The organism is Alteromonas stellipolaris, from assembly GCF_001562115.1.
Classification (GTDB): Bacteria; Pseudomonadota; Gammaproteobacteria; order Enterobacterales; family Alteromonadaceae; genus Alteromonas; species Alteromonas stellipolaris.
In genome coordinates, this window is record NZ_CP013926.1 from 1,306,721 (window position 1) to 1,331,764 (window position 25,044).

The 25,044-nt window shown below is 40.9% G+C and carries 20 protein-coding genes, 5 tRNA genes and 1 pseudogene; 3 read left to right on the top strand and 23 right to left on the bottom strand.

Annotated features, from left to right (window positions below):
- Positions 1–311 precede the first annotated feature (311 nt).
- A complete protein-coding gene (locus AVL57_RS05345; protein ID WP_057791884.1) occupies positions 312–602 on the bottom strand; it encodes a hypothetical protein in 291 nt (96 codons plus the stop codon).
- On the bottom strand, positions 602–826 hold the full coding sequence (locus tag AVL57_RS05350) for a helix-turn-helix transcriptional regulator (RefSeq protein WP_057791886.1): 225 nt from the start codon (positions 824–826) through the stop codon (positions 602–604). The genes AVL57_RS05345 and AVL57_RS05350 overlap by 1 nt, the downstream gene beginning before the upstream one ends.
- 357 nt (positions 827–1,183) lie before the next feature.
- Here AVL57_RS05350 and AVL57_RS21180 point away from each other — a divergent pair, with 357 nt between their 5' ends.
- Positions 1,184–1,399, top strand: a complete 216-nt coding sequence (locus AVL57_RS21180; protein WP_138118254.1) for a hypothetical protein — start codon at positions 1,184–1,186, stop codon at positions 1,397–1,399.
- Positions 1,400–1,404: 5 nt separating this feature from the next.
- On the opposite strand, the gene AVL57_RS05355 is transcribed toward AVL57_RS21180, so the two are convergent.
- The 16 genes and pseudogenes from AVL57_RS05355 to AVL57_RS05430 all read right to left on the bottom strand — a co-directional run bounded on the left by AVL57_RS05355 (position 1,405) and on the right by AVL57_RS05430 (position 17,931).
- Complete coding sequence (locus AVL57_RS05355) at positions 1,405–2,736, bottom strand: hypothetical protein (RefSeq protein ID WP_057791888.1); 1,332 nt, start codon at positions 2,734–2,736, stop codon at positions 1,405–1,407.
- Positions 2,737–2,738: 2 nt separating this feature from the next.
- A complete protein-coding gene (locus tag AVL57_RS05360; protein ID WP_057791890.1) occupies positions 2,739–3,749 on the bottom strand; it encodes a hypothetical protein in 1,011 nt (336 codons plus the stop codon).
- Between the two features lie 446 nt (positions 3,750–4,195).
- Complete coding sequence (locus AVL57_RS05365; RefSeq protein ID WP_057791892.1) at positions 4,196–5,080, bottom strand: hypothetical protein; 885 nt, start codon at positions 5,078–5,080, stop codon at positions 4,196–4,198.
- A gap of 89 nt (positions 5,081–5,169) precedes the next feature.
- Entirely contained in the window at positions 5,170–5,634 is a 465-nt protein-coding gene (locus AVL57_RS05370) for a hypothetical protein (protein ID WP_057791895.1), read from the bottom strand.
- Positions 5,635–5,676: 42 nt separating this feature from the next.
- Positions 5,677–6,915, bottom strand: a complete 1,239-nt coding sequence (locus AVL57_RS05375; RefSeq protein ID WP_057791896.1) for a tyrosine-type recombinase/integrase — start codon at positions 6,913–6,915, stop codon at positions 5,677–5,679.
- A gap of 217 nt (positions 6,916–7,132) precedes the next feature.
- Positions 7,133–7,219: transfer RNA gene (locus AVL57_RS05380), tRNA-Leu, on the bottom strand.
- Between the two features lie 61 nt (positions 7,220–7,280).
- A tRNA-Cys gene (locus AVL57_RS05385) sits at positions 7,281–7,354 on the bottom strand.
- 14 nt (positions 7,355–7,368) lie between these two features.
- A tRNA-Gly gene (locus AVL57_RS05390) sits at positions 7,369–7,444 on the bottom strand.
- 151 nt (positions 7,445–7,595) lie between these two features.
- Positions 7,596–8,174, bottom strand: coding sequence for a CDP-diacylglycerol--glycerol-3-phosphate 3-phosphatidyltransferase (pgsA, locus tag AVL57_RS05395; RefSeq protein WP_057791898.1), 579 nt, complete (start codon positions 8,172–8,174; stop codon positions 7,596–7,598).
- A 114-nt stretch (positions 8,175–8,288) separates the two neighbouring features.
- A complete protein-coding gene (gene uvrC / locus AVL57_RS05400; RefSeq protein WP_057791900.1) occupies positions 8,289–10,106 on the bottom strand; it encodes an excinuclease ABC subunit UvrC in 1,818 nt (605 codons plus the stop codon).
- 6 nt (positions 10,107–10,112) lie between these two features.
- Positions 10,113–10,757, bottom strand: a complete 645-nt coding sequence (gene uvrY, locus AVL57_RS05405; RefSeq protein WP_057791901.1) for a UvrY/SirA/GacA family response regulator transcription factor — start codon at positions 10,755–10,757, stop codon at positions 10,113–10,115.
- Positions 10,758–10,962: 205 nt separating this feature from the next.
- Positions 10,963–11,688 (bottom strand): pirin family protein, encoded by a 726-nt coding sequence (locus tag AVL57_RS05410; protein ID WP_057791902.1) that lies wholly within the window; start codon positions 11,686–11,688, stop codon positions 10,963–10,965.
- A gap of 263 nt (positions 11,689–11,951) precedes the next feature.
- Complete coding sequence (locus AVL57_RS05415; RefSeq protein WP_057791904.1) at positions 11,952–13,385, bottom strand: aminotransferase class I/II-fold pyridoxal phosphate-dependent enzyme; 1,434 nt, start codon at positions 13,383–13,385, stop codon at positions 11,952–11,954.
- 61 nt (positions 13,386–13,446) lie between these two features.
- Entirely contained in the window at positions 13,447–15,549 is a 2,103-nt protein-coding gene (gene ovoA, locus AVL57_RS05420; RefSeq protein ID WP_057791906.1) for a 5-histidylcysteine sulfoxide synthase, read from the bottom strand.
- 636 nt (positions 15,550–16,185) lie between these two features.
- Positions 16,186–16,272 (bottom strand) — tRNA-Ser (locus tag AVL57_RS05425).
- A gap of 192 nt (positions 16,273–16,464) precedes the next feature.
- A pseudogene (locus tag AVL57_RS05430) lies at positions 16,465–17,931 on the bottom strand (DUF3360 family protein).
- Between the two features lie 640 nt (positions 17,932–18,571).
- Between AVL57_RS05430 and AVL57_RS05440 the strand changes: the two are divergent.
- Entirely contained in the window at positions 18,572–19,243 is a 672-nt protein-coding gene (locus AVL57_RS05440) for a hypothetical protein (protein WP_057791907.1), read from the top strand.
- A 4-nt stretch (positions 19,244–19,247) separates the two neighbouring features.
- Here the strand turns inward: AVL57_RS05440 and AVL57_RS05445 are convergent, their stop codons facing one another.
- From AVL57_RS05445 to AVL57_RS05465, 4 genes are all read right to left on the bottom strand, one after another.
- Positions 19,248–20,279, bottom strand: coding sequence for an alpha/beta fold hydrolase (locus AVL57_RS05445; protein ID WP_057791909.1), 1,032 nt, complete (start codon positions 20,277–20,279; stop codon positions 19,248–19,250).
- A gap of 112 nt (positions 20,280–20,391) precedes the next feature.
- Complete coding sequence (locus AVL57_RS05450) at positions 20,392–21,585, bottom strand: sensor histidine kinase (protein ID WP_167542079.1); 1,194 nt, start codon at positions 21,583–21,585, stop codon at positions 20,392–20,394.
- A gap of 25 nt (positions 21,586–21,610) precedes the next feature.
- Positions 21,611–22,300 carry a response regulator transcription factor gene (locus tag AVL57_RS05455; protein WP_057791912.1) on the bottom strand — a complete coding sequence of 230 codons (690 nt, stop codon included), beginning with the start codon at positions 22,298–22,300 and terminating at the stop codon, positions 21,611–21,613.
- A gap of 591 nt (positions 22,301–22,891) precedes the next feature.
- Positions 22,892–23,473, bottom strand: coding sequence for a putative outer membrane beta-barrel protein (locus AVL57_RS05465; protein ID WP_057791916.1), 582 nt, complete (start codon positions 23,471–23,473; stop codon positions 22,892–22,894).
- Positions 23,474–23,678: 205 nt separating this feature from the next.
- Here AVL57_RS05465 and AVL57_RS05470 point away from each other — a divergent pair, with 205 nt between their 5' ends.
- Positions 23,679–24,833: a serine hydrolase domain-containing protein gene (locus AVL57_RS05470; RefSeq protein WP_063457309.1), complete on the top strand. Its 1,155-nt coding sequence runs from the start codon at positions 23,679–23,681 to the stop codon at positions 24,831–24,833.
- A gap of 92 nt (positions 24,834–24,925) precedes the next feature.
- Here the strand turns inward: AVL57_RS05470 and AVL57_RS05475 are convergent.
- Positions 24,926–25,015: transfer RNA gene (locus AVL57_RS05475), tRNA-Ser, on the bottom strand.
- Positions 25,016–25,044: the final 29 nt, after the last annotated feature.

Below are 25,044 nucleotides of genomic sequence, written 5' to 3' on the forward strand. Positions count from 1 at the left end.
TGATTGCGATTTCACATGAGCTGAGAAAAGGGCCACAGGCTTTTGGGGTTTTCGTTTTTTTGCTTTAAAGGTTAGCCAATGCACCACACACGTAGCACCACTAGGTAAGTTGATAACCTCCCTAGGCAACTGTTTGATTTCGGTTACTGGTGGATAGCAGAGGTATATTAAGTTGTTAACTGTGAATTGCTCTATAGGCTGACGGGCCACACGCAACACTTCAAGAAAACCGAGTACTCTATGCTCACTATCCCCAATGATATAAACATGATCAGGTTTGAGGTGTTCTTTACTTGTTAGCTCTCGTAATTTCATAGGTCTAACCCCATTTGCTTAGCTTTGTTGCTTACAGAAAGGAGGTTGAAAGTTTCGGGGATTTCGTACACCAGGCATTTACCACCGTTATCCAATGAATGATGTTTAAACGTGAAGTGAAGCTCTAAGTTACTAGAGGGGGCATATTCCAAATAATAGCCTTCGTTCGCTGTTTCCTTTACTTCGCACGGGCCAGTACCGCGAGCAGCTCGAAAGCCTATAACTTGATTTACAGTAGAACCCAGAAAATAGAAGTGATCAGGCTTATACGGGATTGTCTTTTGCATTACTGTCCCCGTGATATTGCAATACGTTCAGCTTTCCATTGATTGATTTCAGAAAGTAGCCAGCCGCTAGCTCTACCGCCTAGGCTTATAGGAGAAGGAAACTGTGATTGTTTTATCAGTAGGTATATTGTGCTTTTTTTTAAGCCAGTGGTTCTTTCAACCTCTGGCATTCTCAGAATTGGGTCATCTGTTATAGGGGTATATGCGTTTGCGGTGTTAGTCATTCCAAATATCTCCACTTAAGACCAAATTGTTTAGAGTGGAAATATTAAATAAAACCAAAACGCCTAATAAGTGGGGATAAATAGGCAAAAACAGAATTAACCCCCTAGGGGGATTTTAAGACAATTCAAAGAAAATCCCCCTATTACATTGAGGTCCATCTTTTGTGCGCGTCAATTAAGTCAGCCGAAAGACCTCTAATTGACTTAGTATCTTCCTCACTATAAAAAATGTAAGAAAGACCCTGTGACAGTGGTGAGAAGGATACTTTGCTTTCACGCATTGCTAGGGCGGACATTGACTTAGAGCCAGCATTCGTGGAAATTAGTGAAGATATATTACGGCAACACTAAGGTACTATGCGTGATTTGTTGACCTTCCAGAAAACAGGAAGAGTACTCACATTTGGAAGTAATCAAAAGTATGCGTCTATCACCAATTCGGTAGAGAAGAAGACGGCATACCTGTACGCCATTCTGAGGATTAACAATAGAACCGTGGAAAGAGGCAGACGAGACTTGAACTATCAATCTTTATTTATAAGCAATAACTTAGTGGCTCGTCATCCAGATTAAAACGGTTACATCATTTTCGAGACTATATACACCCCCCAGATAATAGCGCACACAGACAACAAAATAATACAATAAACTGAGTGACTTAAGAAAGAGTTACTCTCATCAAACCTTTTTTCAATTACTTTGCTATCAAAAACCTCATTTAACTCAGACTCGTGAAGTATGTTGCGATATCTTTTCTTCAAAATATCTAAATTTTCTAGAAGGTTTAACTTAGATTTATTTAATGCATTGTGTGAAAACTGAAGGTAAACAAAAGAAAACCCGATGAACAAACTTCCAAGAGTAGCAGCTTCAGCGGTGAACAGTTGACTGCTCATTTTGAATACGATTTTGCCGAGGACTATAGTAAATACATATGTAGCTAGGCCTGCAGCGACCTTTTGGTAGTTTTTTTGCTGTTCTTCAAACCTATCGGATGCTTTATTCAATAGATCATTCATGAGTTCAACAGTTTTATTCTTAACCTCAATATACTGTTTTATGTTTTCTCTGAGATAAATCTGATAGTTCGAGTGAAGGACTTTAATTAAATCTGAGTCGAAAACATCTGACAATCTGTCCGAAGTTTTCACAGATATTATGTTCCTAAGTAGACCTAGTCTTGTGCTGAAGTTGTTATCAATAAAAATTAAATTATAAATGTCAAATACGTCTTTGTGACATTTGGAGTATTCCGTATCGTCGGTAGTTGAAAGCTCGACCCTTGCATAGCCTTCGAAAATATATGAAGCCCGTGACTTTTCTAGAGAAAAACTGGACGATATAGAGAGAAGACAATACTTGGCAGTTAAGACTTTAAAAAAATCGCTAGTGACACCTTCAAACTTGTCTGAAAGGTAATTCGAATGCTCAGGTAAAAAATCATTGTTTTTTATAGCGTCAGGAAGGTGACTTTGAAGATTGTAATTCTGTTTTACATCTGAAAGGCTCACGGAGACCGTTGGTGTGATAACTTGCCCTGAACTTCCAAGAATATTGTTAAGCATACTTATCTGAAGGAAGATATCTTCGGGTAAGTTCTCTTTGAAGCTATGCATATCAAAAATTTTTAAGCACTTTGCATTTTTTTTACTTAGCTCAATCTTGATTACATATTTATCGCTATTGTCTTTCGCAGAGTGAAAGACATTGTATTCATTTATTAAAGATTTGATATCATCAACTGTTTCGACGCAGGCACTATGGTTCATAATCTGTATTAAGATATCTGCATCATTGAAAAATTCTATCGCAGATTCTACAAAATGTAAGTCTTTTTCCAGTAACTCATCATCTATATCTTTGATAAAAAAACGGAAATCATCAATTGTTTCTTTTGACTCAATATTCATAACTAAAAATCGATATTCTTAAAGTCTTTTGGAACAGTGCTGGACTCTATAACTACATAATTTTTATTATTTTTATGGGTTTTATAAACGTTAGAAGTACCTGAATTTGTGACGATTACCACATCATTATCTAAAGGGTATTTCCTTCTAGCTCTCGCACTTACTTCCTTTTTATCAATAGCGAATGTTCCATCAAATTTATCTAATGCTTTCAATTTTAATAGTTTTAATTTCAAATCATTTAAGTCGAGAGCTTCGCTACTGGCTTGATATTTTTCTGTTAACGTTTCTACTAATTCATCAAAGTTAAAATTTTCATTTCCCTTGAAATAACCAATTAGACAGTCTCTTATATCTACGTGGTCGTCTTTAGAAATATCCCTTATGTAAGATATTTTAGAATCGATTAATTTGAATGCTGTATCGGTATTTATTGAATTGTTGCGAGTGAATTTGCACTCCAAAAATTCAGAGTGCCAAAAAGCAGGTATTATCCCATTCGTACCATATAGAGTAATTAAATCGCTACACTGGTTATCTACTACCTCAATAAAGCAAGTACGTAACACGGCTTTCTTTGTTGGAAGCCCGAGCTCTAAAAGAAAAGTTTTTCTTTCTAGATAACTGGAAAACTCAATCTTTGCTGCCAAGATGAACGTGTCTCTCATCCTTTTCACTTTGGCTATAATGAGGTTTCCTGCAGTAATTTTTTTATCTAGATGCTGTATTTTCTTATTGGTTGATTTTTCCGCAACTAATAGTTGCCTTGCTAGTTCGTCTAATTTATCCAATGAGTTCGTTTCTGCCAGTTCATCGAAAGCTTGCTTCGCGTAGGATGATTTTTCAAAAACAGCTTTTCTAGATGATTCGTTCACTGATGTGTTGTGAGCCATTGAGTTTATGAACATCTGCAACTGGCCATCTTTTATTGAAGAAATATCAACTTTGTGTGATGTGTCTTCATCAACGTCAATGTCATACACAGCGTACGCAACTATTTTTTGATCACTCATTAATTTTCCTTATTATTCTATCCATCTTCCATAAATTTCCGAATCATTGCCCAACTGGCATGACCCATTTGTTTTGCCACTCACATCGTTTTTTGCCAATTGAAAGATGCATGAAGCATAAATATGTAGAGTATCACATGGATATCTATACAGTAACTTAGCTCTTTTTAGTGCAGGTTTCCAGACGTATTTCTAATCCGTCTGCTCATTTGTACTCTTTCATGGTTTTGGGGTCAATAAATACTAGCCTACAATCAAGGGAGCTCACAGAATGGTAAGGCTAGATGCCGAACAATTAACTATAAAACACCCCAAACCTAGACTAATTCCCTTCTATAGCCTGACATACTTGTCGGGCTATAGAAAATCACCTAAACCTATATCACTAGTACATAGTGCCAGCCGTTTGTAGGGTAGGTTGAGCTTTATTTAAACCAGTTTTTCTTTCAAGTTTTGGCATTCGTAAGATAGCGTAATCTTTTGTGTGACCCTATCAAATCAGCCGTAAGGTCTCTAACTGACTTGGTGTCTACCTCACTAAAGAAAGTATCGGAAAGTCGCTTTACGCGGTCGATATGAGCCTTATTTGTTAAATTAAGCAGGCAGTAAGTGACATAGCGAATAAAATAGGCCCTTGGCGCGTTAACGTCATTGGGTTTTTTAAGAGTGATTTCGGGCCAAAAAGGTTTATAGGTATATTGTAAGTTTTCCCACGGTTTGATTGGCTCAAACTCTACATCTACTTGTGTAAGCCTGTCTAAATCCCACATAAAGCCACTTGTGGAATAGAATACCCTTTCGTGTATTTCGCTTTTTAAACTATTCGCCTCTTCTCTATTCGTTATATGAAAATCAATAAGCCACGCTAGGTCTTTGTATAGGTTAAATACTCTTTCGTCAGATACTGATTGCAAGTCGCTTCCAGATAAAAGGGCTGCGAGTTTTTGTGACGTTTGAGCCACATCAGTTTTCCACTTTTGCCTATCCTTTGCTGTTAGCTTGCCTTGGGGGTTATCAGGTCCTAAATACCCCATTACAATCACAGCAAGTAAGTCTGAAGCTGAGTAGTCGCTACAGGATATAGCATCTTTCCAGATATAAGCATTATCAGAGTTATTATAAAAGAGCCTAGGAATGTCGCTAATAGCTTGTGAAGCGCGCTTAGCCCTATCAATAAGTAAACTAAGATATTCACGGCTACCTTCGCTTTGTGTCGTGGCTAATTCATTATTAAGCCTTTGTATGCTTCTGGCCTTGTGTTGTAAATCAGGAAGAATTTCATTTTCCCACGATGAGAATGCTTCATCTAATGAACCAAGCATTTTTGTCATACCGTACCCCTACGGAATCCCATAACGAGGAACTGGCACAGGTGATTGGGGTCACTTTTCGGGAGCTACCCTAGCGCCAGTTTATAAAACTATACTGCTGAAAGCTTTAGCACCGTATTGTCATAGTCAATGTGCTTATGTATCTGCGCACAGTATTCATGCGTCGTATCAGAAAGTTGAGAACTGACGTTGTAACAAGCACTTCTAAAAACTTGAAACTCACGTGGGGCATTATTTATTGAAAATATACTGCTTTCTAAAAGATCGAGTGTCTCGTCCTCAAAAGCAATTAATGCGGATTTTGTTCTAACAATTGCCCCTAAGTCTTTTGCTAAATCTCCACTGCCTACGCTTTCGAGTTGAGTCAATATTTCTCTAAATGCAGGAAGTGTGAGACTTAATGCTTCTGACAGGGTTTTAGACTGAATGTCTGAGTAGCCTCTCCCTCCGTCGATCACAACGCTTAGTGTATTGTATATTCCTGTGAATATGTGAAATTGACTTTCATGCACTCCTGAAGCCAAGTAACCTTTCAATCTATTTTCGAGTTTCATACCTATTCCTATAGTGAGTTCTTCGACCCTGCACAACACATATCAGGCTTGTTTTACAAAAATGGGAGTAACGTTACCGTTATTCTTGAGACTAGCTAAGTAATCGCTCCACCATTGCATCATTTCTTTGCGTTCGTCTAAGTAACGAGCATGGTGAGTATAAGCAGCTCTAACACCGTTTCTTTCCATATGTGAAAGCTGACGCTCTATTGCATCAGGGTTAAAGCCTGTTTCATTCAGTATTGAGGACGCTGTAGCACGGAAGCCATGAGGGTTAGCCTTGCTCTTGCCTTTGGTTTTACCATCGTAACCCATGCGAAAAATAGCCATTCGCATAGTGTTATCAGACATTTGTTTGAACCTATCTCTTTCAGAAGGAAAAACAAACTCAAAACGAGCGCTAAACGGCTTGGTACTTTCTAATACTTCAAGTGCTTGCCTAGAAAGTGGCACAATGTGATCAGACTTCATTTTCATTCTATGCGCTGGTATTCGCCACAACTTTTCTTCTAAGTCGAATTCATCCCAACGAGCACCGGCTAATTCACCAGGTCTAACAAAAGTGTGTACTAATAGTTCAATAGCCAGTTTGGTGAGCAAGCGGCCTTGCTGGTGGTACGCATCTAACTCACGTAGAAACTGAGGTAATTCTTCCCTTGGTAAAGAGGCCCTGTGCGAGGTTTTACGCTTTTCCAGTATTCCGGATAGCTCAGAAGCAGGGTTATGGAGTAAAACGCCAGTCTGTACAGCGAATCGACAAACGCGCCTTATATCTTGAAGTACTCTTTGTGCCACATCGAGCGCCCCACGGGCTTCTATTTTCTGAACGGTTCTGATTATGTCTTGTGGTGTGATTTCGCCAATAGGCCGCTTACCTAGCGTCTTTAACGCATTATCATTTAAACGAGTCCAAATACGGGCGGCATGGCCCTCGCTCCACTGGCCCTTTTGCTTATTCCACCAAAGCCGTGCTTGTGTGTTAAACAGTTCTATATCGCTTACAGAAGAAAGGTGCTTCTTTTCCTGCTTTCTAGCGCTAGGGTCAACATCATCCCTTAATTGTCTTCTAGCTTCTGAAACTGCTTCTCGTGCATCCTTTAAAGACACTTCTGGGTAGACTCCAATTGCCAATGTCTTTTGTTTACCCTGAAAACGATATTTAAGACGCCAGTATTTAGAGCCATTCTTTTTCACGAGCAAGCGCAGGCCCTTCTCATCGGTAAGCCAAATATCCTTTGTGCTTGCTTGAGCTTGTTTTATTTGAATGTCTGTTAAGGGCATGTGGTGCTACCTATCGTCTGATTAATCGACTGGTGCTACCAACATGCATACTTGCTGGTGCTATTTAGTCGTAATTGAATCTGTGTAGCACCGAATGTAGCACCATGTGCTTAGGGATGACAATAGACTACATTGGACGTAGTAAGACACAAAGGCCTGATAAACAGTAGGAATAAAGCTTAAAATTGACTGATATGGAGTGTGTTAAAACATGAAATGGTGCCCGGGGCCGGACTTGAACCGGCACGTCATTACTGACGAGGGATTTTAAATCCCTTGTGTCTACCAATTTCACCACCCGGGCATCGGGGTAACCTTTCGGTTGGGGTGTCAGGTGTAGAAACCTGTTTTGCATTAAAGCATTATGGAGGCGGAACCCGGAGTCGAACCGAGATCCACGGATTTGCAATCCGCTGCATAGCCATTCTGCCATTCCGCCGTAATACTAGACTTTGGAGCGGGAAACGAGATTCGAACTCGCGACCCCGACCTTGGCAAGGTCGTGCTCTACCAACTGAGCTATTCCCGCATTTAAAGTCTTACATTTCGTTTCGTTGTTGCCGTCTCGAAATGTGCGGTGAATTCTACCTGTAACGCTGAAAGTGTCAATACGAAAAACAAGGAAATATGCATTTTTGTGATCGTTTGCTACATTTTTATTCACATTGCTCAATAGACGATCAAATCTTATCTTTTAAACCCGCACTTAGGTGTGGCCACGCAGCACGTGAGTAGATAATCATTGACCAAATTGACAGCACTGCAGCGATATAAAGTAAAATATGTCCTAAGGTTACCCAATAAAGTGGAATGCCCATAAACGACTCAAGCCCAGACAATAAACCAATAATGGCTAACATTTGTGCAGTTGTTTTTGCTTTGCCAATAAATGACACTTTTACCGCTTCCCTTACGCCATTTTGTCCCATCCACTCTCTAAGCGCTGAAACGTAGATTTCTCGTACTAATAGTGCAATGGCTGGAATGGTTATCCATAAACTGCCATAACTGTGGGTAATCATTAATAGTGCCGCCCCAACAATGAGCTTATCGGCAACAGGATCGAGGAAAGCACCAAAAGGCGTAGATTGTTCAAGTTTTCTGGCTAGGTAACCATCGAACCAATCGGTGATAGCTGCAAGCCAGAAAATAAATGCGCCAGCTTCGTGGGCCCAACGCCAATCAAGAAAATAAACACCAACAAACACAGGAATAAGGATTACTCTGAATAGAGTAATTAAATTTGGAACCGTCCACATAAATACATCTCAAAATTTTCGCCTATCATAGGCAGGTTTAGCGCGGCTTTTCTTAAGCCTTCAATTTTTAACAGATTACCGCAATTTACGTATTAATGCGCGTATTGGATGAGATTAAAGATGAAGATGGTCATATATGGTGTCAGCTAACTCTTTGCTAATACCTGGTACGCTGGCAATTTCGTCCTTACTGGCCTTTTTAAGCCCTTGCAGCCCGCCCATGTATTTCAACAATGTTTGCCGACGTTTAGCCCCTACCCCAGGTATGGTTTCTAAACTTGAAGTGGTTTTTACCTTTTGGCGGCGGTTTCTATGCCCTGTAATAGCAAAGCGGTGAGATTCATCTCTAATATGCTGAATAAGATGCAATGCGGGTGAGTGGCTATCCATAGGCACTGTGTCGTGGCTATCGGCCAATATAATAGTTTCTAACCCTGGCTTACGGGTGGTGCCTTTCGCCACCCCTAATAACATAGGCTTTTTATCATGAGGCCAATCTTCGAAAAACGTTTCGGCCTGAGACAACTGGCCTTTGCCGCCATCAATAAGCAGCAAATCTGGGATCTTTTGTACTTCTTTAACCGATTTATAACGACGCTTAAGGGCTTGTGCCATGGCAGCGTAGTCATCGCCAGGCGTAATACCTTCAATATTATAACGACGGTAATCGCTTTTAAGTGGCCCTTCACGATTAAACACCACGCAGGATGCCACCGTTTGTTCGCCTGAGGTATGGCTTATATCGAAACACTCCATACGCTGCAATGGTGCATCTAATTCAAGCGCCGTTTCTAAATCAAGATAACGGGCAAACACTGATTTTTGTTCGCCATACTGGGCTTCTAGTGCAGTTTCTGCATTGGCCTGCGCCAACTCTAGGTAGCGACGTTTCTCTTCACGTGCTCCTTTGAAGAAATTTACACGGTAGCCAGCTTCACCGCTAAGTAAATCGGCAATGGCTTCTTCATCAGACAACGCACTGGCAAATACCATTTGTTTAGGTATAAGTTTGTTGCCCGCTAAATAAAACTGCAATAAGAAGGATTCGAAAATTTCTTGTTCATCAGCCGTATTCGGTACTTTAGGGAAAAACGCTTTGCTGCCCAAAAGCTGGCTGTCACGGATAAACATCACCTGTATACACGCCATATTGCCTTTTACTGCAAAACCAAACACATCCATTTCGTCTTGGGTACCGGCTACCCATTGGCGCTCTTGTACTTTGCGAAGTGTATTAATTTGGTCGCGATAACGGGCTGCCGCTTCAAAGTTTAATGCTTCACTGGCCTTTTCCATTTTATCCACCAAGGTACCAATAACTTGTTGATTTTTACCTTTAAGGAATAGCCTGGCGAGGTCTATCTGCTCGTTATATTCTTCGTCGCTAACGTATCCTTCAACACAAGGCGCACTGCAGCGTTGCATTTGGTATTGCAAACAGGGGCGACTTCTTGCGCGATAGTAACTGTCTTCACACTGACGTACTGGAAAAATACGCTGCATAGAACGCAAACTTTCCCGAACTGCACCCGCACTAGGATAAGGACCGAAGTATTCCCCCTTTTTCTTTTGGGGGCCACGGTGAAACGATAGGCGTGGGTGTTGGTGATCAGATAAGAATATAAAGGGGTAGGATTTATCGTCACGCATGACCACGTTATAACGCGGCTTGTATTTCTTAATGAAGTTGTTTTCTAGCAAAAACGCTTCTGTCTCGCTGTTTACAACAGTGACATCCATATTGGCAATTTGCATTACCAATGAGCGTGTTTTCGCATTATCGACATTCATTCGAAAATAGCTGGAAACACGTTTTTTAAGGTTCTTTGCTTTACCTACATAAATCACTTCTTCCTGGGCGTTATACATTCTGTATACGCCAGGCTGAGAAGTTAAATTCTTGAGAAACGCTGCGGAATCAAATGCAGACATACAAGCCTAAAGCAAATTCGAATCGATGAGTTTGTGGCGCAGCGCTAAGTGGGATAATTCCACATCAGTGGTTACGCCTAACTTTTCAAACATACGATAACGGTATGTATTGACGGTTTTTGCGTTAATGCTTAGTTCAGTAGCAATATCAGGTACACGTTTGCCCTTGGTCAGGCGAAGCGCAATACTTAACTCTCTATCTGATAAATCATTGAACGGGTTGTCTGAATTTGGGGAAAGCTTATCGATGGCAATGCTGTTCGCAACTTCACTGTCGATATACTTTTGCCCAGCAACCACTTTATGAATGGCTCGAATAACTTCTTCAGGCTCAGCGTCTTTAGTTAAAAAACCAAATGCGCCTGCATTCATCACCTGCATAGGAATTGGGCTTTCTTTATGCATAGATAAACATATCACGCGGGTGTTCTCTGACATCCGCACAATGCGCTTGGTAGCTTCTAGCCCGCCAATGCCGGGCATATTCACGTCCATGAGTACCACATCTGGGGCGTTTTTTCGACACAGCTGTACGGCATCTTCGCCATTTTTAGCTTCAGCTATAATTGAAAAATCTACGACATCTTCCAGAATTCGGCGGATCCCTCTTCTGACCAAATCATGGTCATCTGCTAGGATTATTTTTATCACATGTATCTCACTGACTACGGTTTGCTTTCAAACAGAAAAGATCCGTAACCGTGGTTAACTCCACCAGTTACTTACCAATCATGCGTTTGTATCATACCACGACTACCGACTAGGTAAACTTTTCAGTGTAAATTTGTAGTAAGGAGATGTATAAAAACAATCGTTAACGGGTCAAATTGATCAATAAAGATACAGCTCGTACATATTAGCGAATAGCAGGTAAATCAAACCACAGTGCAAGCACATCATCATTGGCTAAAACCACTACTTTCTGTTGAGCTCCTAACCCAATAGCATCGCCTTTCGTTAAGGTTGTCATTTTATCCGACTTTATATCGTTAACCGTTATTTCCCCTTTTACAATGTGCAAATAGCCTGCCCCCAAGGTTGCTGTAGATTCAACGGTTAAGTCAAAACTTTCCCCTTGGCTAAGAGCCAGTTTACTAATACGCGCTTCCTGATTGATTTTTAACGAGCCGTCTTGCCCAGACTCACTAACAAGCAGCTCTAATCCATTTTTATCACTGACCGACTTTTGTAAATACGCAGGCTGAACACCGGTAACGTTGGGCTCAATCCAAATTTGAATAAAATTAACTTCTTCACATTCAGATGCATTCATCTCAGAATGCCGAATGCCCTTTCCTGCACTCATCACTTGAATATCACCAGCAGGGATAACATAGTCGTTCCCTGTGCTGTCTTTATGTTTAAGCGCACCGCTTACCACAAAAGAGATAATTTCCATGTCACGATGTCCATGGGTTTCAAAGCCTTTACCCGCCTGTACGATATCGTCGTTAAATACCCTTAATGCAGAGAAACCCATATGATTGGCATCATAATACTGACCGAATGAAAAGCTATGTTTGCTATTTAGCCAACCAAGATTGACGTTACCCCTTTCACTACCTTTGCGAATGTATTGCATATTTAAATCCTTATATCGAGTTTTACATCCAAGCACCATTAGGGCGCTTGTATTCGATAATTAACTTTCAATACACAATATTGTAGTACCTAACCTGCGGGATAAAATTAGCTAAATTAGCACCTTTCATTCGTTTTTAGAGAATGAATAGATTGGGGGAAAGCCTACGCTCACATAAATTTGGCTTAGGTGAGGGGTCGTACTTAACACGGTATTAATAACCCTTTGCGTAAAACTACGACTACGTTAAAAGCGATAACTTATTAAGAAAACAATCTTAGTAACGCTGTTTTTATTGTACTGGGATGGCATGCCAAATTAAGGCGCAAATAACCTGGAGCGTTAAAGCTTGCTCCATCTACACCAATAACACCTCGCTTACAGACTTCAATGAAGGTGTCATTAACAAAGCGTTGGTTCAAATTCAGCCATAAGAAATAACCGGCTTCTCCCAGCGTATAGGGTGTTGTCGGGCTAAGTACATTTATTAACGCTTGCGCGTACTGTCGATTAAACGCAATAGCCTTTAGCACACACGCCAACCAATCATCAGCTTTTTCGTAAGCCGCAATGAGTGCAACTTTTGCTACGGGTGACGCTTCAAGATGGCAGCTGTCTATTTCTCGGGCAAACTTATCCCGCAATTCATCATTTGCGATAATGGCGTACGACGCAGCGGGTATGGCCGATAAATTAAATGCTTTACCAGCACTGTTTATTCGAATAATTGTGTCTTGCGCAAATTGGCTATCTATCGCAAACGGTTTAATGGCACACGTATTATTCCCATGATGCGCAGTATTCTTGGTGTTGCTCCTAGTATTAGCAGCAGAATTATTAGCCGTTGTTTCGGTATCAACGAAGCCGAACTCACTGTGCACTTCATCTAGAATTAGCGTGATATTGTGAGTTTCACAAAAGCGAGCAATTTCATGCTGAAGCGGTTCACTAAGCACTGTGCCGGTGGGGTTATTTGGGTGACAAAGCACAAAGGCAGTACTACCTGCATCTAGCAGCGCAGTTATATTTCTGTCTAAATCGGTTTCTTTAATACTAATGTCATCAACACTAACATCAACCACCTTTAGCCCTTGCGCTGTAATTCGTTCTCGAAGGGGGCCATACGTAGGCGATAGCACCATAACTTTATCGCCTTTGGTCGTGTTCACCTTTAAAGCGGTATCGACTGCCGCCATGACACTTGCCGTACTCACTACCGAATTGGCAGCAATGTCTGCACCTTGCTTAGCGTAACGCGCTGCCACTACTTCACAAATATCAACTGACTGATAGCCATAATGCGAAGATACAAATGCCGATATAGCATGAGCGATGTGTTTTGATGGCGCTGTGTCCATATCAGCTATCCACATGCTTACTGCGTTTTCTGGAGCATGAGGGAAGCGAGATGAAAGAGACGAAAACTTTAGACGGTTGCTCGCTTGAGCATCGCCATAGTCGACGCTTAAATTGACGTTGCCATTGGCGTTGTCATTGGCGTTGTCATTGGCGTCATGTTTATCTTCAGTGTTACCGTGACAGAAAGGCGTGTTCCACAGCGTTGAAAATGCACTAATTTCCTCAGAAAACAGGTTGTCGATATCGTCAACCTGTCGTTTCAACGCTGCGTTTGCTTTTAAGCTGCTGCCTTCTATTTGTTCGGCGTCAGCCACAGCGCCTTCCTTGAGTGCTTTCATTAATTACCTTAATTAGCTGTTGGCATAGAACACAAAGCTCAAACGCTGTACACGCAAAATACTATCGCTTTTTAAACACGTTAAATTCAGACAGTGTATGCTGGAATTTACGCTTTGTTTCACGAATAACAAAAGGTATTTCAGTGGGCGTCCCTACTCGCTCAAAGCTTTCTTTAAGGGTTGCTTCCAGCGCTTCGGTAGATGTTAGGGTTTCACCATTTTCATCTTTGTAACCCCCTAACCATTCACTACGCTCTGTGTATTCTTCTAACCACGTAAATGGTGAAGCTATTACCAGCAAGCCGCCAGCATTAAGCCTTGCAGTAACATCGTTCAACACCTTCTTAGGGCTATACACTCTATCAAGCAAGTTACCCATAAAGATTAAATCGTAGCCTGTAAATTGAGGTTTTAAATTACACGCGTCGCCTTGGGCAAAGTGTACTTTATCTGCACTCTCTGCTAAGCCCATGTTGCTTAACTTACGCGCTTTAAATGACGTAAGTTCGCCCTCTTCGATTAGGTTATAGCGAATTTCACCACGTTCTTGCATGGCAACGGCGGTTTTAATAAACCGAGCAGAAAAATCGATACCATCAACGTGATCAAAATAGGTAGCCAATTCAAACGACGACCGCCCTACCGCACAACCTAAGTCTAGCGCTTTGCCGCCTTTGCTTTCTTCAGGCATGTGTCTTAAACAAAAATGCGCACTCGCTTTTGCGAAGTTTTCTACATTGAAGTAAGTGTCACCGTAGTGGAATTCACTGTATTGTGATACCTGTGTATCGCTTTCGTAATCCAAATCATTTACCTGTATGGGTAGCGCAGCTTCTACATAGCGAAAGCCTGCATGTTGAAAGAAGTGACGGCGAAACGCATAACGGCTTTGTGCCATTGCCTCGTTCCCCGTAGATATCCAGCTTCCGCCTTTAATAAGGTTGTGTTTGTTGTCGAAGGTAGGCGTGGTGAAATCGTCGTACAGTGGGTGCACTTTAAACCCATCAAAGGGGTAAATTGGCGTTTCAGTCCACTGCCATACGTTACCCACTACATCGTAAAAATCACCGCTTTGGTTAACATCAACCGGTTCACTAGAAGCATACTTGCTTAATGCAATGTTGTAGCCCTCTGAATAGGAGTTTTCAGTAACGCCTGCAAACTCACGTAAACGTAGCCATTCATCTTCAGTTGGAAGACGAATTAACGAACCCGTTTGCTCACTTTTATAATTACAGAAGGCTTTCGCTTCGTGATAATTCACATCTACAGGCCAGCTAAGTGGTAATGGAAAAACTTCTAGCATACTGCGGTACAAATAACCGTTATCAGTCTTTACCCAAAAAGTCGGGTGAACTGCTTTTGTGTACTCGCGCCACTTGTTGCCTTCTTCCTCCCAATATTCTGGGTTTTCATACCCGCCCGCTTCAACAAACGCTAAGAACTCGCCATTGCTAACAACAAATTGACTCGCTTTAAATTCCGTAACGCTCGCTTGATGGTGACCATATTCGTTGTCCCACCCATACTGGGCGTCGTTCCATTGTTTGTTACATGTTACGTCGCCATTTGGCACATCAATTAATGTATTGGTAGGTGCAGTAGATGAAACCTTACATCTAGGCCAACTTTCGTTGTCGGGCTTCACCTGGCTAATGGGGAGTTGACGGATAAGTACCGAAGATGTTTCTAAATGAATGCGTTCATGTTCAATACCCATCACTAGTGGCCACATTGGGCTCTCCCAATTAACAGGCATACTAAAATTGAGGGTTTCAATTACCGATAGCACGAGATCGCGCACTTGGCGGCGGTATTGACGCACTTCATCCACAGACGGCCATGCGTAGTTTTCGTCGTTGAGATCATCCCAGCTCATTTCGTCTACACCAATGGCAAACAACGACTCGAATCTCGGGTTGATACGCTCAGTAATGGTTTTGGCCAGAATAAGCTTATTGATAAAAAAAGTAGCGGTATGGCCAAAATAAAAGATTAGTGGATGGCGAAGCTTTTCAGCACGCTGAAAATAGGCTTCATCGCTTGCTAGGCAAGTAAATAGGTTTTCGTAAGTATCAAACGAATCTGTAAAATACGCTTTAATTTCCTCACGCTTTTGCTCAACACTACCCTGACTCAAATTGAGCGTACTCATAGCCTGCATATCAATCCTCTATATTTATTCTTTTTCGTCAGTGGGTGTAACGGGTTGTCGCTGCGTTTCACTTGCACTTTCGTTTTAAGCATTAGCACTGTAATGAGTAATAACCTATATATATCACTTACTATACACCTTAATTGCAATTGGACATTAGAGTGAAGCCCTGACCACACATCTGCAATCTAATCTATATCTACAAGATTCAACAAGTGTACCTATATACAACGGCCATAATATACAAAGCTAATGGTTAATCGTTTTTATCAGAATTATATGACCAGCATGCGACTGACTCGTGAGCTTTTCTTAATTTCTCACTTTGTTTTATTAATGTTGGTCAGCCGAACACAGTAGCCATAATGAATGTAGTAATTTTATAAGAGCTTATTACAAACTATAGACAGAGGAAGATCAGAAAAACTTTCAAGGAGTTGCAGTACTTTTTTACCGCCATGGTTGTTTGTTAATGCTTATACTAACGCAGTGGTGCTACCTAGTTGCTAGAACGCCCCCTATCCTTAATTTTAGTTTTAGAATCATGAATTTTATTTAATTAAACATTCACGAAAGTATACGCAGTTCAGCACTGCTTGATCTGATATAAATACACTTTATTTTAGGCATAAAAAAACCCGCAGCATTGTGCGGGTTTCTAGAGATTCGAACCCCCGGAAGGTTTGACCCTTCGCCTGATTTCAAGTCAGGTGCATTAAACCGAGCTCTGCCACCTCTCCAAGTGCTGCGTATCTTAATGATTTAATTTTTTCTGTAAAGTACTAATTTCAATAAAATCAATCAAGTGACTATTTGATAAACAAAATGAAGAACAATGCGAAAAAATGCTTACTTTTTTGGCTAAAAAGCGTGAGACACAATTTGTGGCACACACTTTCGCACCTAAAAGTAATTGAAAATCGCCTACAGTCGAAACGTCTCCATAATTGCAGGTACGCCAGGGAACATGCCAATTAAGGCCATTACGGTACATAGCACAATAAACGTAATACCGGGTATTAACCACCTACCCGCCTTACCCAGTTCACCAGCACGCTCTTTACAACCAACTAACCCCAAGTTATCAAGAAGCATGGTGAACGATCAACCAAACACAGGGTTAACCAGTACTGATGAAATAACCACTAATGCTGCAGATTGTGTTGTTTTACCTTCTCGTGTCATTTGCATACCCGCTTCCATCAGCGGTAAAAATACACCTACTATCAGCGCAACACATAATACCGGCGGCCAAATCGCAAGATCCATTGGATAACCCCAAATGGCAGCAACCACACACAATAGGCCTGTTACTATCGCACCGCCTGGAATAGGCCTACGCGCAATTGAGGCTGGAATAATGTAAGTTCCCCACGACGAAGCAATATTGCCCCCGCCAAGTAAACTGCCCACTGCTTGGCGGCTTGACGCTGCAATCATAGTATCGTCGATGTTCATGTGCGCTTTTTCACTGTTCTTCGGGTAACTTAACTTCTGGAAAACCTGATGCCCAAGAAAATCAGGAGACCACATAGACACCGCCAATACCGCAAAAGGCAATACCGCAATAAAATGAGACCAATCAGGAAACCCTAGTTGCCAACCTGTATTTTCACCCCACCAATAGGCAGGGTTTAAATTTGGCATACCAGGCGAGGTCGTAAATTCAAATGGTGCGCCTAGCGCAAAAGCAATCACTGCTGCCATGACTGCACCTAAAGGAATAGCCAACCAACGCTTTTGAATATGCTCCAACCATGCGTACATCAAAATAGTGGCTACAATTACCACAAAGGCTAAATAAGCCATGTCGAAACTCTCTGCCCATGCAAACAGTTTTTTCACTTGCCCGGTAATACCGATAAAGCCTAAATACAGTAAGAGACCGCCACAAACCCCATTACTGGTTAACTTGGCGAGTACACTACCGCCTTTGGTAATCCCCAATAAAAAACCAAAGAAGCCAATTAGTAGCCCAAGCGCCATAGGATGACCGCCCGACGCAACAATCAGTGGCACCAAAGGTAATAACGGACCATGAGTACCCGCTAAATTTGCTGATGGGTTAAAAAAGCCAGATATCAATACGACAAAAAGCACAGCAGCAATGAGCAGTTCAAATCGAACGTTTTCTACTACAAATTCCGGTGATAACCCAAGCGGTGCAGCAAAGGCACCTACAACGGCCGCCACCATTACAATTTTACCTATTGTTGCCGCCATACCTGGTGCGCAGTCTTCCCACTCTACACGGTAGTCCCTACCTGGAAGGTTGAGTCGCCAGCGCTTTGGGGCGATGATCTGTAACTCGTGGTTTAAATAATCTTCTCTTGACTGAAATGTATTGCTTGGCTTGTGAAGTTTTTGATAAGAATCGCTTTCTTGAGACACTTTACACCTTACGATTGCTGGAAGAATCGCAAGGCTATACCTGTTAATAGCGTGTAACAATGCGACTGTGGTCTTACACGCAAGCTGATATGGCATTTATTTTAAGCATAAAAAAACCCGCAACAATGTGCGGGTTCTCAGGATTCGAACCCCCGGAAGGTTTGACCCTTCGCCTGATTTCAAGTCAGGTGCATTAAACCGAGCTCTGCCACCTCTCCAAGTGCTGCGTATCTTAATGATATTTTTGAGCGTGTAAAGTGCAAATCTAAATAAAGTGCGCCAAGTGGCGAATAGATAAACAAAATGCAGTGCCAAGGTTATATTTCATACAAAACATATTCGCTTTCTGCCCCTTCAGTCACTTATTACACAGCGCGGATCGGTAAAGTTTAACTCCACTGACTGCGTAAAATAACCATGACTGCCCCCCACTCTTTGAACCCTCGCGCTAATTATGCTTTTACCTAAATATTTATTGCACCAGAAATAGCAGATTTTTTCACCCTACATTGACCATACAAGCACTACTATAAAACGTTCTGATTAAAAAACTTCCTTATATTAAACGATGTTTTGCTAATATTGCATTGTTGAAAACAACCTCATCAACTGGTGAGGTTTTATAGTTGGCAAAACAAAAATGAGAAAAAAACAATTTCATGGCGCTATCGCTTCTTTTATTTGTGCTACAAGCTTTATTCTTGGCTTGTGCCTCATATTTATCATTGCGCCCGACTTTAATGATGGGCCGGATCAACGCTTACGCACCCTTAATAACTTTAGTGAATTAATGCAAGTTTGGTATTTCTTGGTTTATGTTGTGTTTGGAATAAGCGTTCTAGTACTTAGCGTTTCATTATTAGAAAATCAAACGCGAGAGCACAGTGTACTTCAGCAAATTACGATGCTAATGAGCTATCTTTGGTCATGTTACATATTCGCCAGCGGTTTTATCGCCATTCTTTCGGTAGAGTTTCTATTTGGTGAAAATTTTAAACTGGGAACAGCTGTAGTTGATTTGTGGCGAGATATATATGCGATTCAAATGGGCTTAGGGGAAGGCTCTGAATGGGTAGGAGCAATCTGGGTCATGTTGATCAATACTTGTTTGCTGAAAGAACAAAGATTAAGTAAAAATCTTGTTCTCTTTGGCTATATTATCAGTTTTTTCGGTTTTTTAACGCTTATACCAAGTCTTAAGGAAATTGGCGCAGTATTTGGGTTATTGCAGATAATTTGGTTCATACTTGTAGGTTCGATGTTGCTACATGAGAGGCGCGAGTCACAACAACATGTAACCATCGACATTTAACAGTTTAGAAATTCGCTCTCACCCAAGCAGTCGCTTTCGCAATGGCTTGAGGATTAGATAATATGCTCATGTGATCAGCATGTTTAATTAATTCAACAGAGCCTAAAGCACTATTCTCAAGAATAAAGTTCGGGTATGCGCTCGCCAAAAAAACTTCATCTTCTTGTCCTATAATCGCTATTAATGGCTGAGGTATATTGAGCAGTGCTTTATCGGTTGTGTCTGGCCTGTTAGGTTGAGCAGACATAATTGAAGAATAACTATAAGCCATCATATGTGGTCGAAAATTAAAATACATAATAGTTAATGAGTCTAAATGATTAATTCCTATAGTGTTTAACATCAATAGCCCAATCATTCTTGTCTTATTGAAAAAAATTGGCGAATTGCCCGCCATATCTCCACTCGCTTTACGCTGTGTAGGGCCTTCGCCAAAATTAGGAGCAAACAATAAGTATCCGTCTACGTCTGGTTTATTATCTGTCAACGCGTAACGCATAGTAATACCGCCCCCCATTGAGTAACCACCAATAATGATATGACGATATGGACCTTTTGAGGACACGTTAGCTTTTGACGTTAAGTATAAAAGGATATCTTCTAAATCATCCTCATATTGGCCAATGTAAGCAACATCGAAGTTGTTTCCTTGAGAAAACCCGTGTCCCCTCAGATCGGGTAATAATATTTGAGCCCCTGTTGCCTCATGCAACTGCGTTGCAGTATTTATTAATGTTTGATGAGTGGATGCTATTCCATGTATTAACACGATAACGCGCTGAGAATCTGGCCCAATCTTACGCAAATAGAGCGACGTACCATCTCTAGCGGCCACTGTCATATACTGCCCATCAAAATTCAATGGTTCATTATGATTTGCATTATTTACATCATGATGAATCAAGCTAAACGGAAGCTTACTGGGCCAAAATATTAGGCTAAAACTGATGGTTAAATAGCTAAGTAATATACAGCTAAAAACAATGCTACTTTTTACAATTTTTTTCGACAGTGTTGATGTGTTTTTTACCTTCATGACTGCTCCTATTTGATTGAATGTTGATTACGCGAAGAGGCCTAGATCAAAATATTCATTAGGAGTTTAAGTGGAAATAGGTGAAGCAAAGGTAAAATTTAAACCGAAATGGCTAGGTAATGGTTGAAATAGCGACCCTGTAGATACGGTCTGCTTGCTCAACCTTGACGCTCCACCCCATTTCTTCAACGATGCGTTTCACAAGGTATTGACCATGACCTAACCCTTGATAATAAGGACGTTCTTGTGTCGCTTCCAGTGAATTTTCAAACATGAGTTCATGCCCTGAAGAACGGATTGTCATAGCTTTACCATTTCCATGGTAGAGCCCATTGTTTACAAGGTTTTGGCAGAGCAAACCCAGCAAAAGCTCATTGCCAATGGCCCGCATTTTAGGACAAACTGCAATGAGAGCATTAAAAGAAAAGTCGGGGTATAGATGGTAAACCTTCAGTACAGTTTTCTCGATAATCGGTAAGACGCTAAATTCTGTAAATTCCAAATTTTCTTGCCTGGCTAGTGCTAAAAGTATTTCAACGGTCTGTTCAAGTTCATTGGCAGATTGTTTTAATAGATTGTGCTCAGCGTGACTACCCACCTTTGCATTGTTAAGTGTTAATGTATTTTTAATTAAAGTGATGGGAGTACGTAACTCATGGCTAACGTCGCGAGTAAAATTTCGTTCCCGTTCCAATAATATTTGAATCTCGTCATAAGACTCAGCAAGCGCTTTGGCAAGTTTTCCAATTTCATCTGATCTATCTAAACCAAACATAGATGCTACGGCGACATTTCTTTCAGATTTAAAGTCAACATTAGTGCGCCTGTTTTCAACACTTTTAGTCAATTGCTCTACAGGGCGCGAAAGCCATTTAGACAGATACCAGGAGCTCAATAAGCATAGAATAAATGCACTTCCAGAAATACTATAAAGAAATAAAGACTTATATTGGCTTAGGTGTTGATTCGCAGAAAAAGAATTTATGTTCATCAGTAACAGTTGGGGGCTTTGCTCAATCGTAAATACTCTAAAAACAAACTGTTGATTGTCTTTTGTTTCAAAACTTCCGCTACGCGCATTGCCAACTGCCGTAATTATCTCATTGGGAACCGACTCCATATTGGAATATAAAACTGAGTTTAGTATTGTTGGCATTAACAAAGGGTTGGTGATTGCTGTTAAGCGGTGTTCCTCTTGTGCAAGCACAGATTGATAGGCGTTAGCTTCGGCAATTTCTATTAATATAGTTGAAAAGCGTATGAAAAAAATACAGATGATTAATGATAAACAAGTAAACGCAACCATTAGTCTATTTTGTAAGCTTGTAAACCTAATCATCTATACCCTTTAACTGATAGCCAATATTGCTGATTGTGTGGAGGATAGGTTTTCCCGTTACTTGTTCAGTTGCTTTTCTTAGCGCATAAATGTGTGATTTCAGCGCATTGCTTTCAGGGGGATCATTACCCCAAACATGCTCAATCAATTCAGAGCGACTGACAGGGTAAGGCATTTCACTTAATAGCTTATGTAAAAGCTTAAACCCCACCTTCGTTACTTTTATATTTTCACTACTCCACAACACCTCAAACGACCTAGTGTCGAGAGATAACGCCCCATGGGAAACCACAGTATTTTGATGCAACTCAGACCTTCTTGACATCGCTTCGCATCGCAAAACCAGTTCTCTTAAATCAAAAGGCTTAGTAAGATAATCATCAGCACCTTTTCTAAAGCCTTTGACTTTATCCTCAAAAGCATCCCTAGCAGTAAGCATCAATATTGGTATGTTGGCGCTAGCGTGACGCTTAACGTCTTCACATACTCGTAAGCCGTCAGTGTCAGGTAAATTTAAGTCTAAAATAACAACGTCGAACGTATGCTCTAATGCTAATTTTACTCCTAACTTACCGGTTGACGCATAATCTACGTCCCACTCATGACTTTGAAAAAAAGTGATAATTTGATTCGCTATTGCTTGGTTGTCTTCAACAAGAAGCACGCGCAATTTACGCTTCATACAGATCTCCCTTTGCATAAAAACTGTGATAAAGCTGATTAAGTCAGCTTTATTAATCCAAAATTGTACTAAATAGCTTACTTATTGAAGGTGATGTGAAGGTGAAATTTACTCTTTTACAACACTTCACTCCAAATTTACTTAACAGTACTGATGATTGTTAGTTCATTCAATAAACCAAGTAACAACGCGCATCAAATAAAAAGTTACATGAAGCGAGAGAATTTATTTTAGCTCAGAGATATTAGCGTCTGCCTTAACAGCAGAAAACACAAGATTATATTGTTTTTTAACTGTTTCTTCTAAGCACAACTCAATCTTTTACACAATATGAAGCTGTTGAACAGGTTCAGTTTAACAACCAGATGAAATTTAAATCAGCTGAGGAATTGATAGATAAGGTTAGTCGTAACTACGTAGAAATTGATAAAGTGAGCATTATTATCAGCAACTTAGAAAGTGTTAAACATCATAAAGCGTTCGCGAACGTAAAACGTCGGCAGGACGTTTACAACCTTTATAAACAAAGCCAAACTTCGTTTTTACAGCGAAGTCGGCCTTCAGTATTTTAATTTGAGCGTAATTACCCGATTAGAATGCGTATCTTATACTCATGTTTACGATTTCTTGGTCAGAGTATTTCGTGTATTCAATGCCCCCTATAACCCCCAAAAGGTCGTATAAAGCACCAAACCTATATGCTTTTTGGTCGGCGTCACCATCCCAATTTTGTACTTCGACACCACCAAAAACCTCTACGTTTTCGGTTAATTGATAGCGAACGTTTGTAGCGGCGCTAAAAAAATCTGTGTCAGCGCTTGCTGAATCACTATCGCGGGTGCCCGTCATATCAAAATTACCCAAACCCACTCTGTAATCAAGTGTCAGACGGGGTGAAATATTATGGATGTATCCAACCGAGAACTGCCGTTGCAATACATCAAGCTTGAACCCATCATGAGAATCTGAAGAGTCCGTATGCTTATATTCAACAAAAAAGCCATACCCCACCTCACCACTTGCTCTGAGTTCATATCCATTCAAATTAAATGGTTCAAGATCGGCTAATTCTGTTTTTACAAAACTCGCCTGCAGGAAACTATAAGAAGGTTGAACTGCATGTGCGAAACCGCAACACGATAAGCACAAGGTAGGGAGAATAAGTTTATACATGTTTGTCCTTTATAGGTTTATTTAAACGACCTAAAGGCTAGCAACTCGATGGTGAATTGAAGGTGAAAGCACTATCGGAAAAAAAAACAAGTCAAACTTTATTATCCATATTCGTTCACCCTTATTTCACTTTGCATATTTTAGTATTCGCTTACTAGGAAACGGTACATTACTTATGAGGCTATAAAATATGACAGGCAGAAAAATGTTACAAAAAACGATGATCGCAAGTGTTGTATGTTTAGGTTTAGCGGCTTGCGGATCAAGTAGCAATTCAACAGAACCAACTTTACCCAGCCCACAACCTGCTCCAAACGTTGATTATCAGGAAATGCTAGAAGTGGCAGTAAATTCTGGTGTGCCCGGGGTTATAATGGCAATTGAAAGCCCAGAAATTAACTTTACTGGGGCCGCTGGGGTTGCCGATATTGACACTCAAGCACCTATGCAAACGTATCATCAAATGCCAACGGGAAGTTCAGGTAAAAAGGCCACGGCCTTATTAGTTGCTATGCTACACGAAGAAGGCATGCTGGATATGGACGACCTAATATCAACATGGTTGCCCACGACTATTTTGTCTCGTATTGAAAATAGCGAGAGCATGACCCTTCGACAGTTATTAAACCACACTACTGGTGTTTGGGATTACTTAGATGACGGTAGTTCAGACGAATGGTTTGAAGCTATTATTGATGATCCTACATCAGTCAAAACTGATATTTTTGCTTTGCAGTTTGCACTTGATCAGCCAGCATACTTTGCCCCTGGCGAGGCCTTTTACTATTCCAATACTGGTTATTTATTAGCAGGTCTAATTCTTGATGAGGTACTAGGCGAGCATCACCATACCGCCATGCGCGAGCGTTTATTTATAGGTTTGGGGATGAACAATACTTATTATAATGGCCTAGAAAAGGACAAGGGCAGCATTATTTCGGGGTACGCAGAATTTGATGATGAAATTGAAAATACGAAATTCATTTACGAAAACATCGGTGTTGCTGATGCACCATTAGTGTCTACAGTGGAAGATATGTCACTTTTATTGCGAGCCATCGTGAGTGAAAACTCGCCCCTTGATTCCGCAATAACGGAACATTTGCTTGCCAGTGATCGTCTTGTTCAAGTTAACAGTGAAACGCAATACGGCTTGGGGATATTTTATCAAAACATTAATGGTAAAGACGTGTATCATCATGGCGGCGGCGATCCTGGTTATATTACCGAAAACTATTATGTCGCAGACAGCGATCTCACATTAACCGTATTTTTTAACTGCAGTGGCTATGAAGATTGCCAAGCTCCAGCTGCAAACTTTATGAATAGTGTACTTGAAACTATTTTCGAGGATAACTAGAAAGGCTAGCTAGCCTTTCATCGAAGGCTGGGGCTCCCCCGCGTTGCCACATCAGTCTTTCTTTTACCCATAAAAAAACCCGCAACAATGTGCGGGTGAGGGAGGGATTCGAACCCCCGGAAGGTTTGACCCTTCGCCTGATTTCAAGTCAGGTGCATTAAACCGAGCTCTGCCACCTCTCCAAGTGCTGCGTATCATAATGATATTTTTA

Bases quoted from the DNA above. Each gene is read 5' to 3' on its own strand.
- AVL57_RS05365 (WP_057791892.1), bottom strand. From the start codon at position 5,080: ATGACAAAAATGCTTGGTTCATTAGATGAAGCATTCTCATCGTGGGAA.
- AVL57_RS05345 (WP_057791884.1), bottom strand. From the start codon at position 602: ATGCAAAAGACAATCCCGTATAAGCCTGATCACTTCTATTTTCTGGGT.
- AVL57_RS05450 (WP_167542079.1), bottom strand. From the start codon at position 21,585: ATGGTTGCGTTTACTTGTTTATCATTAATCATCTGTATTTTTTTCATA.
- AVL57_RS05370 (WP_057791895.1), bottom strand. From the start codon at position 5,634: ATGAAACTCGAAAATAGATTGAAAGGTTACTTGGCTTCAGGAGTGCAT.
- pgsA (WP_057791898.1), bottom strand. From the start codon at position 8,174: ATGTGGACGGTTCCAAATTTAATTACTCTATTCAGAGTAATCCTTATT.
- AVL57_RS05410 (WP_057791902.1), bottom strand. From the start codon at position 11,688: ATGCAATACATTCGCAAAGGTAGTGAAAGGGGTAACGTCAATCTTGGT.
- AVL57_RS21180 (WP_138118254.1), top strand. From the start codon at position 1,184: ATGCGTGATTTGTTGACCTTCCAGAAAACAGGAAGAGTACTCACATTT.
- AVL57_RS05350 (WP_057791886.1), bottom strand. From the start codon at position 826: ATGACTAACACCGCAAACGCATATACCCCTATAACAGATGACCCAATT.
- AVL57_RS05440 (WP_057791907.1), top strand. From the start codon at position 18,572: ATGAGAAAAAAACAATTTCATGGCGCTATCGCTTCTTTTATTTGTGCT.
- AVL57_RS05375 (WP_057791896.1), bottom strand. From the start codon at position 6,915: ATGCCCTTAACAGACATTCAAATAAAACAAGCTCAAGCAAGCACAAAG.
- ovoA (WP_057791906.1), bottom strand. From the start codon at position 15,549: ATGCAGGCTATGAGTACGCTCAATTTGAGTCAGGGTAGTGTTGAGCAA.
- AVL57_RS05415 (WP_057791904.1), bottom strand. From the start codon at position 13,385: ATGAAAGCACTCAAGGAAGGCGCTGTGGCTGACGCCGAACAAATAGAA.
- AVL57_RS05455 (WP_057791912.1), bottom strand. From the start codon at position 22,300: ATGAAGCGTAAATTGCGCGTGCTTCTTGTTGAAGACAACCAAGCAATA.
- uvrC (WP_057791900.1), bottom strand. From the start codon at position 10,106: ATGTCTGCATTTGATTCCGCAGCGTTTCTCAAGAATTTAACTTCTCAG.
- AVL57_RS05465 (WP_057791916.1), bottom strand. From the start codon at position 23,473: ATGTATAAACTTATTCTCCCTACCTTGTGCTTATCGTGTTGCGGTTTC.
- AVL57_RS05470 (WP_063457309.1), top strand. From the start codon at position 23,679: ATGTTACAAAAAACGATGATCGCAAGTGTTGTATGTTTAGGTTTAGCG.
- AVL57_RS05355 (WP_057791888.1), bottom strand. From the start codon at position 2,736: ATGAATATTGAGTCAAAAGAAACAATTGATGATTTCCGTTTTTTTATC.
- AVL57_RS05360 (WP_057791890.1), bottom strand. From the start codon at position 3,749: ATGAGTGATCAAAAAATAGTTGCGTACGCTGTGTATGACATTGACGTT.
- AVL57_RS05445 (WP_057791909.1), bottom strand. From the start codon at position 20,279: ATGAAGGTAAAAAACACATCAACACTGTCGAAAAAAATTGTAAAAAGT.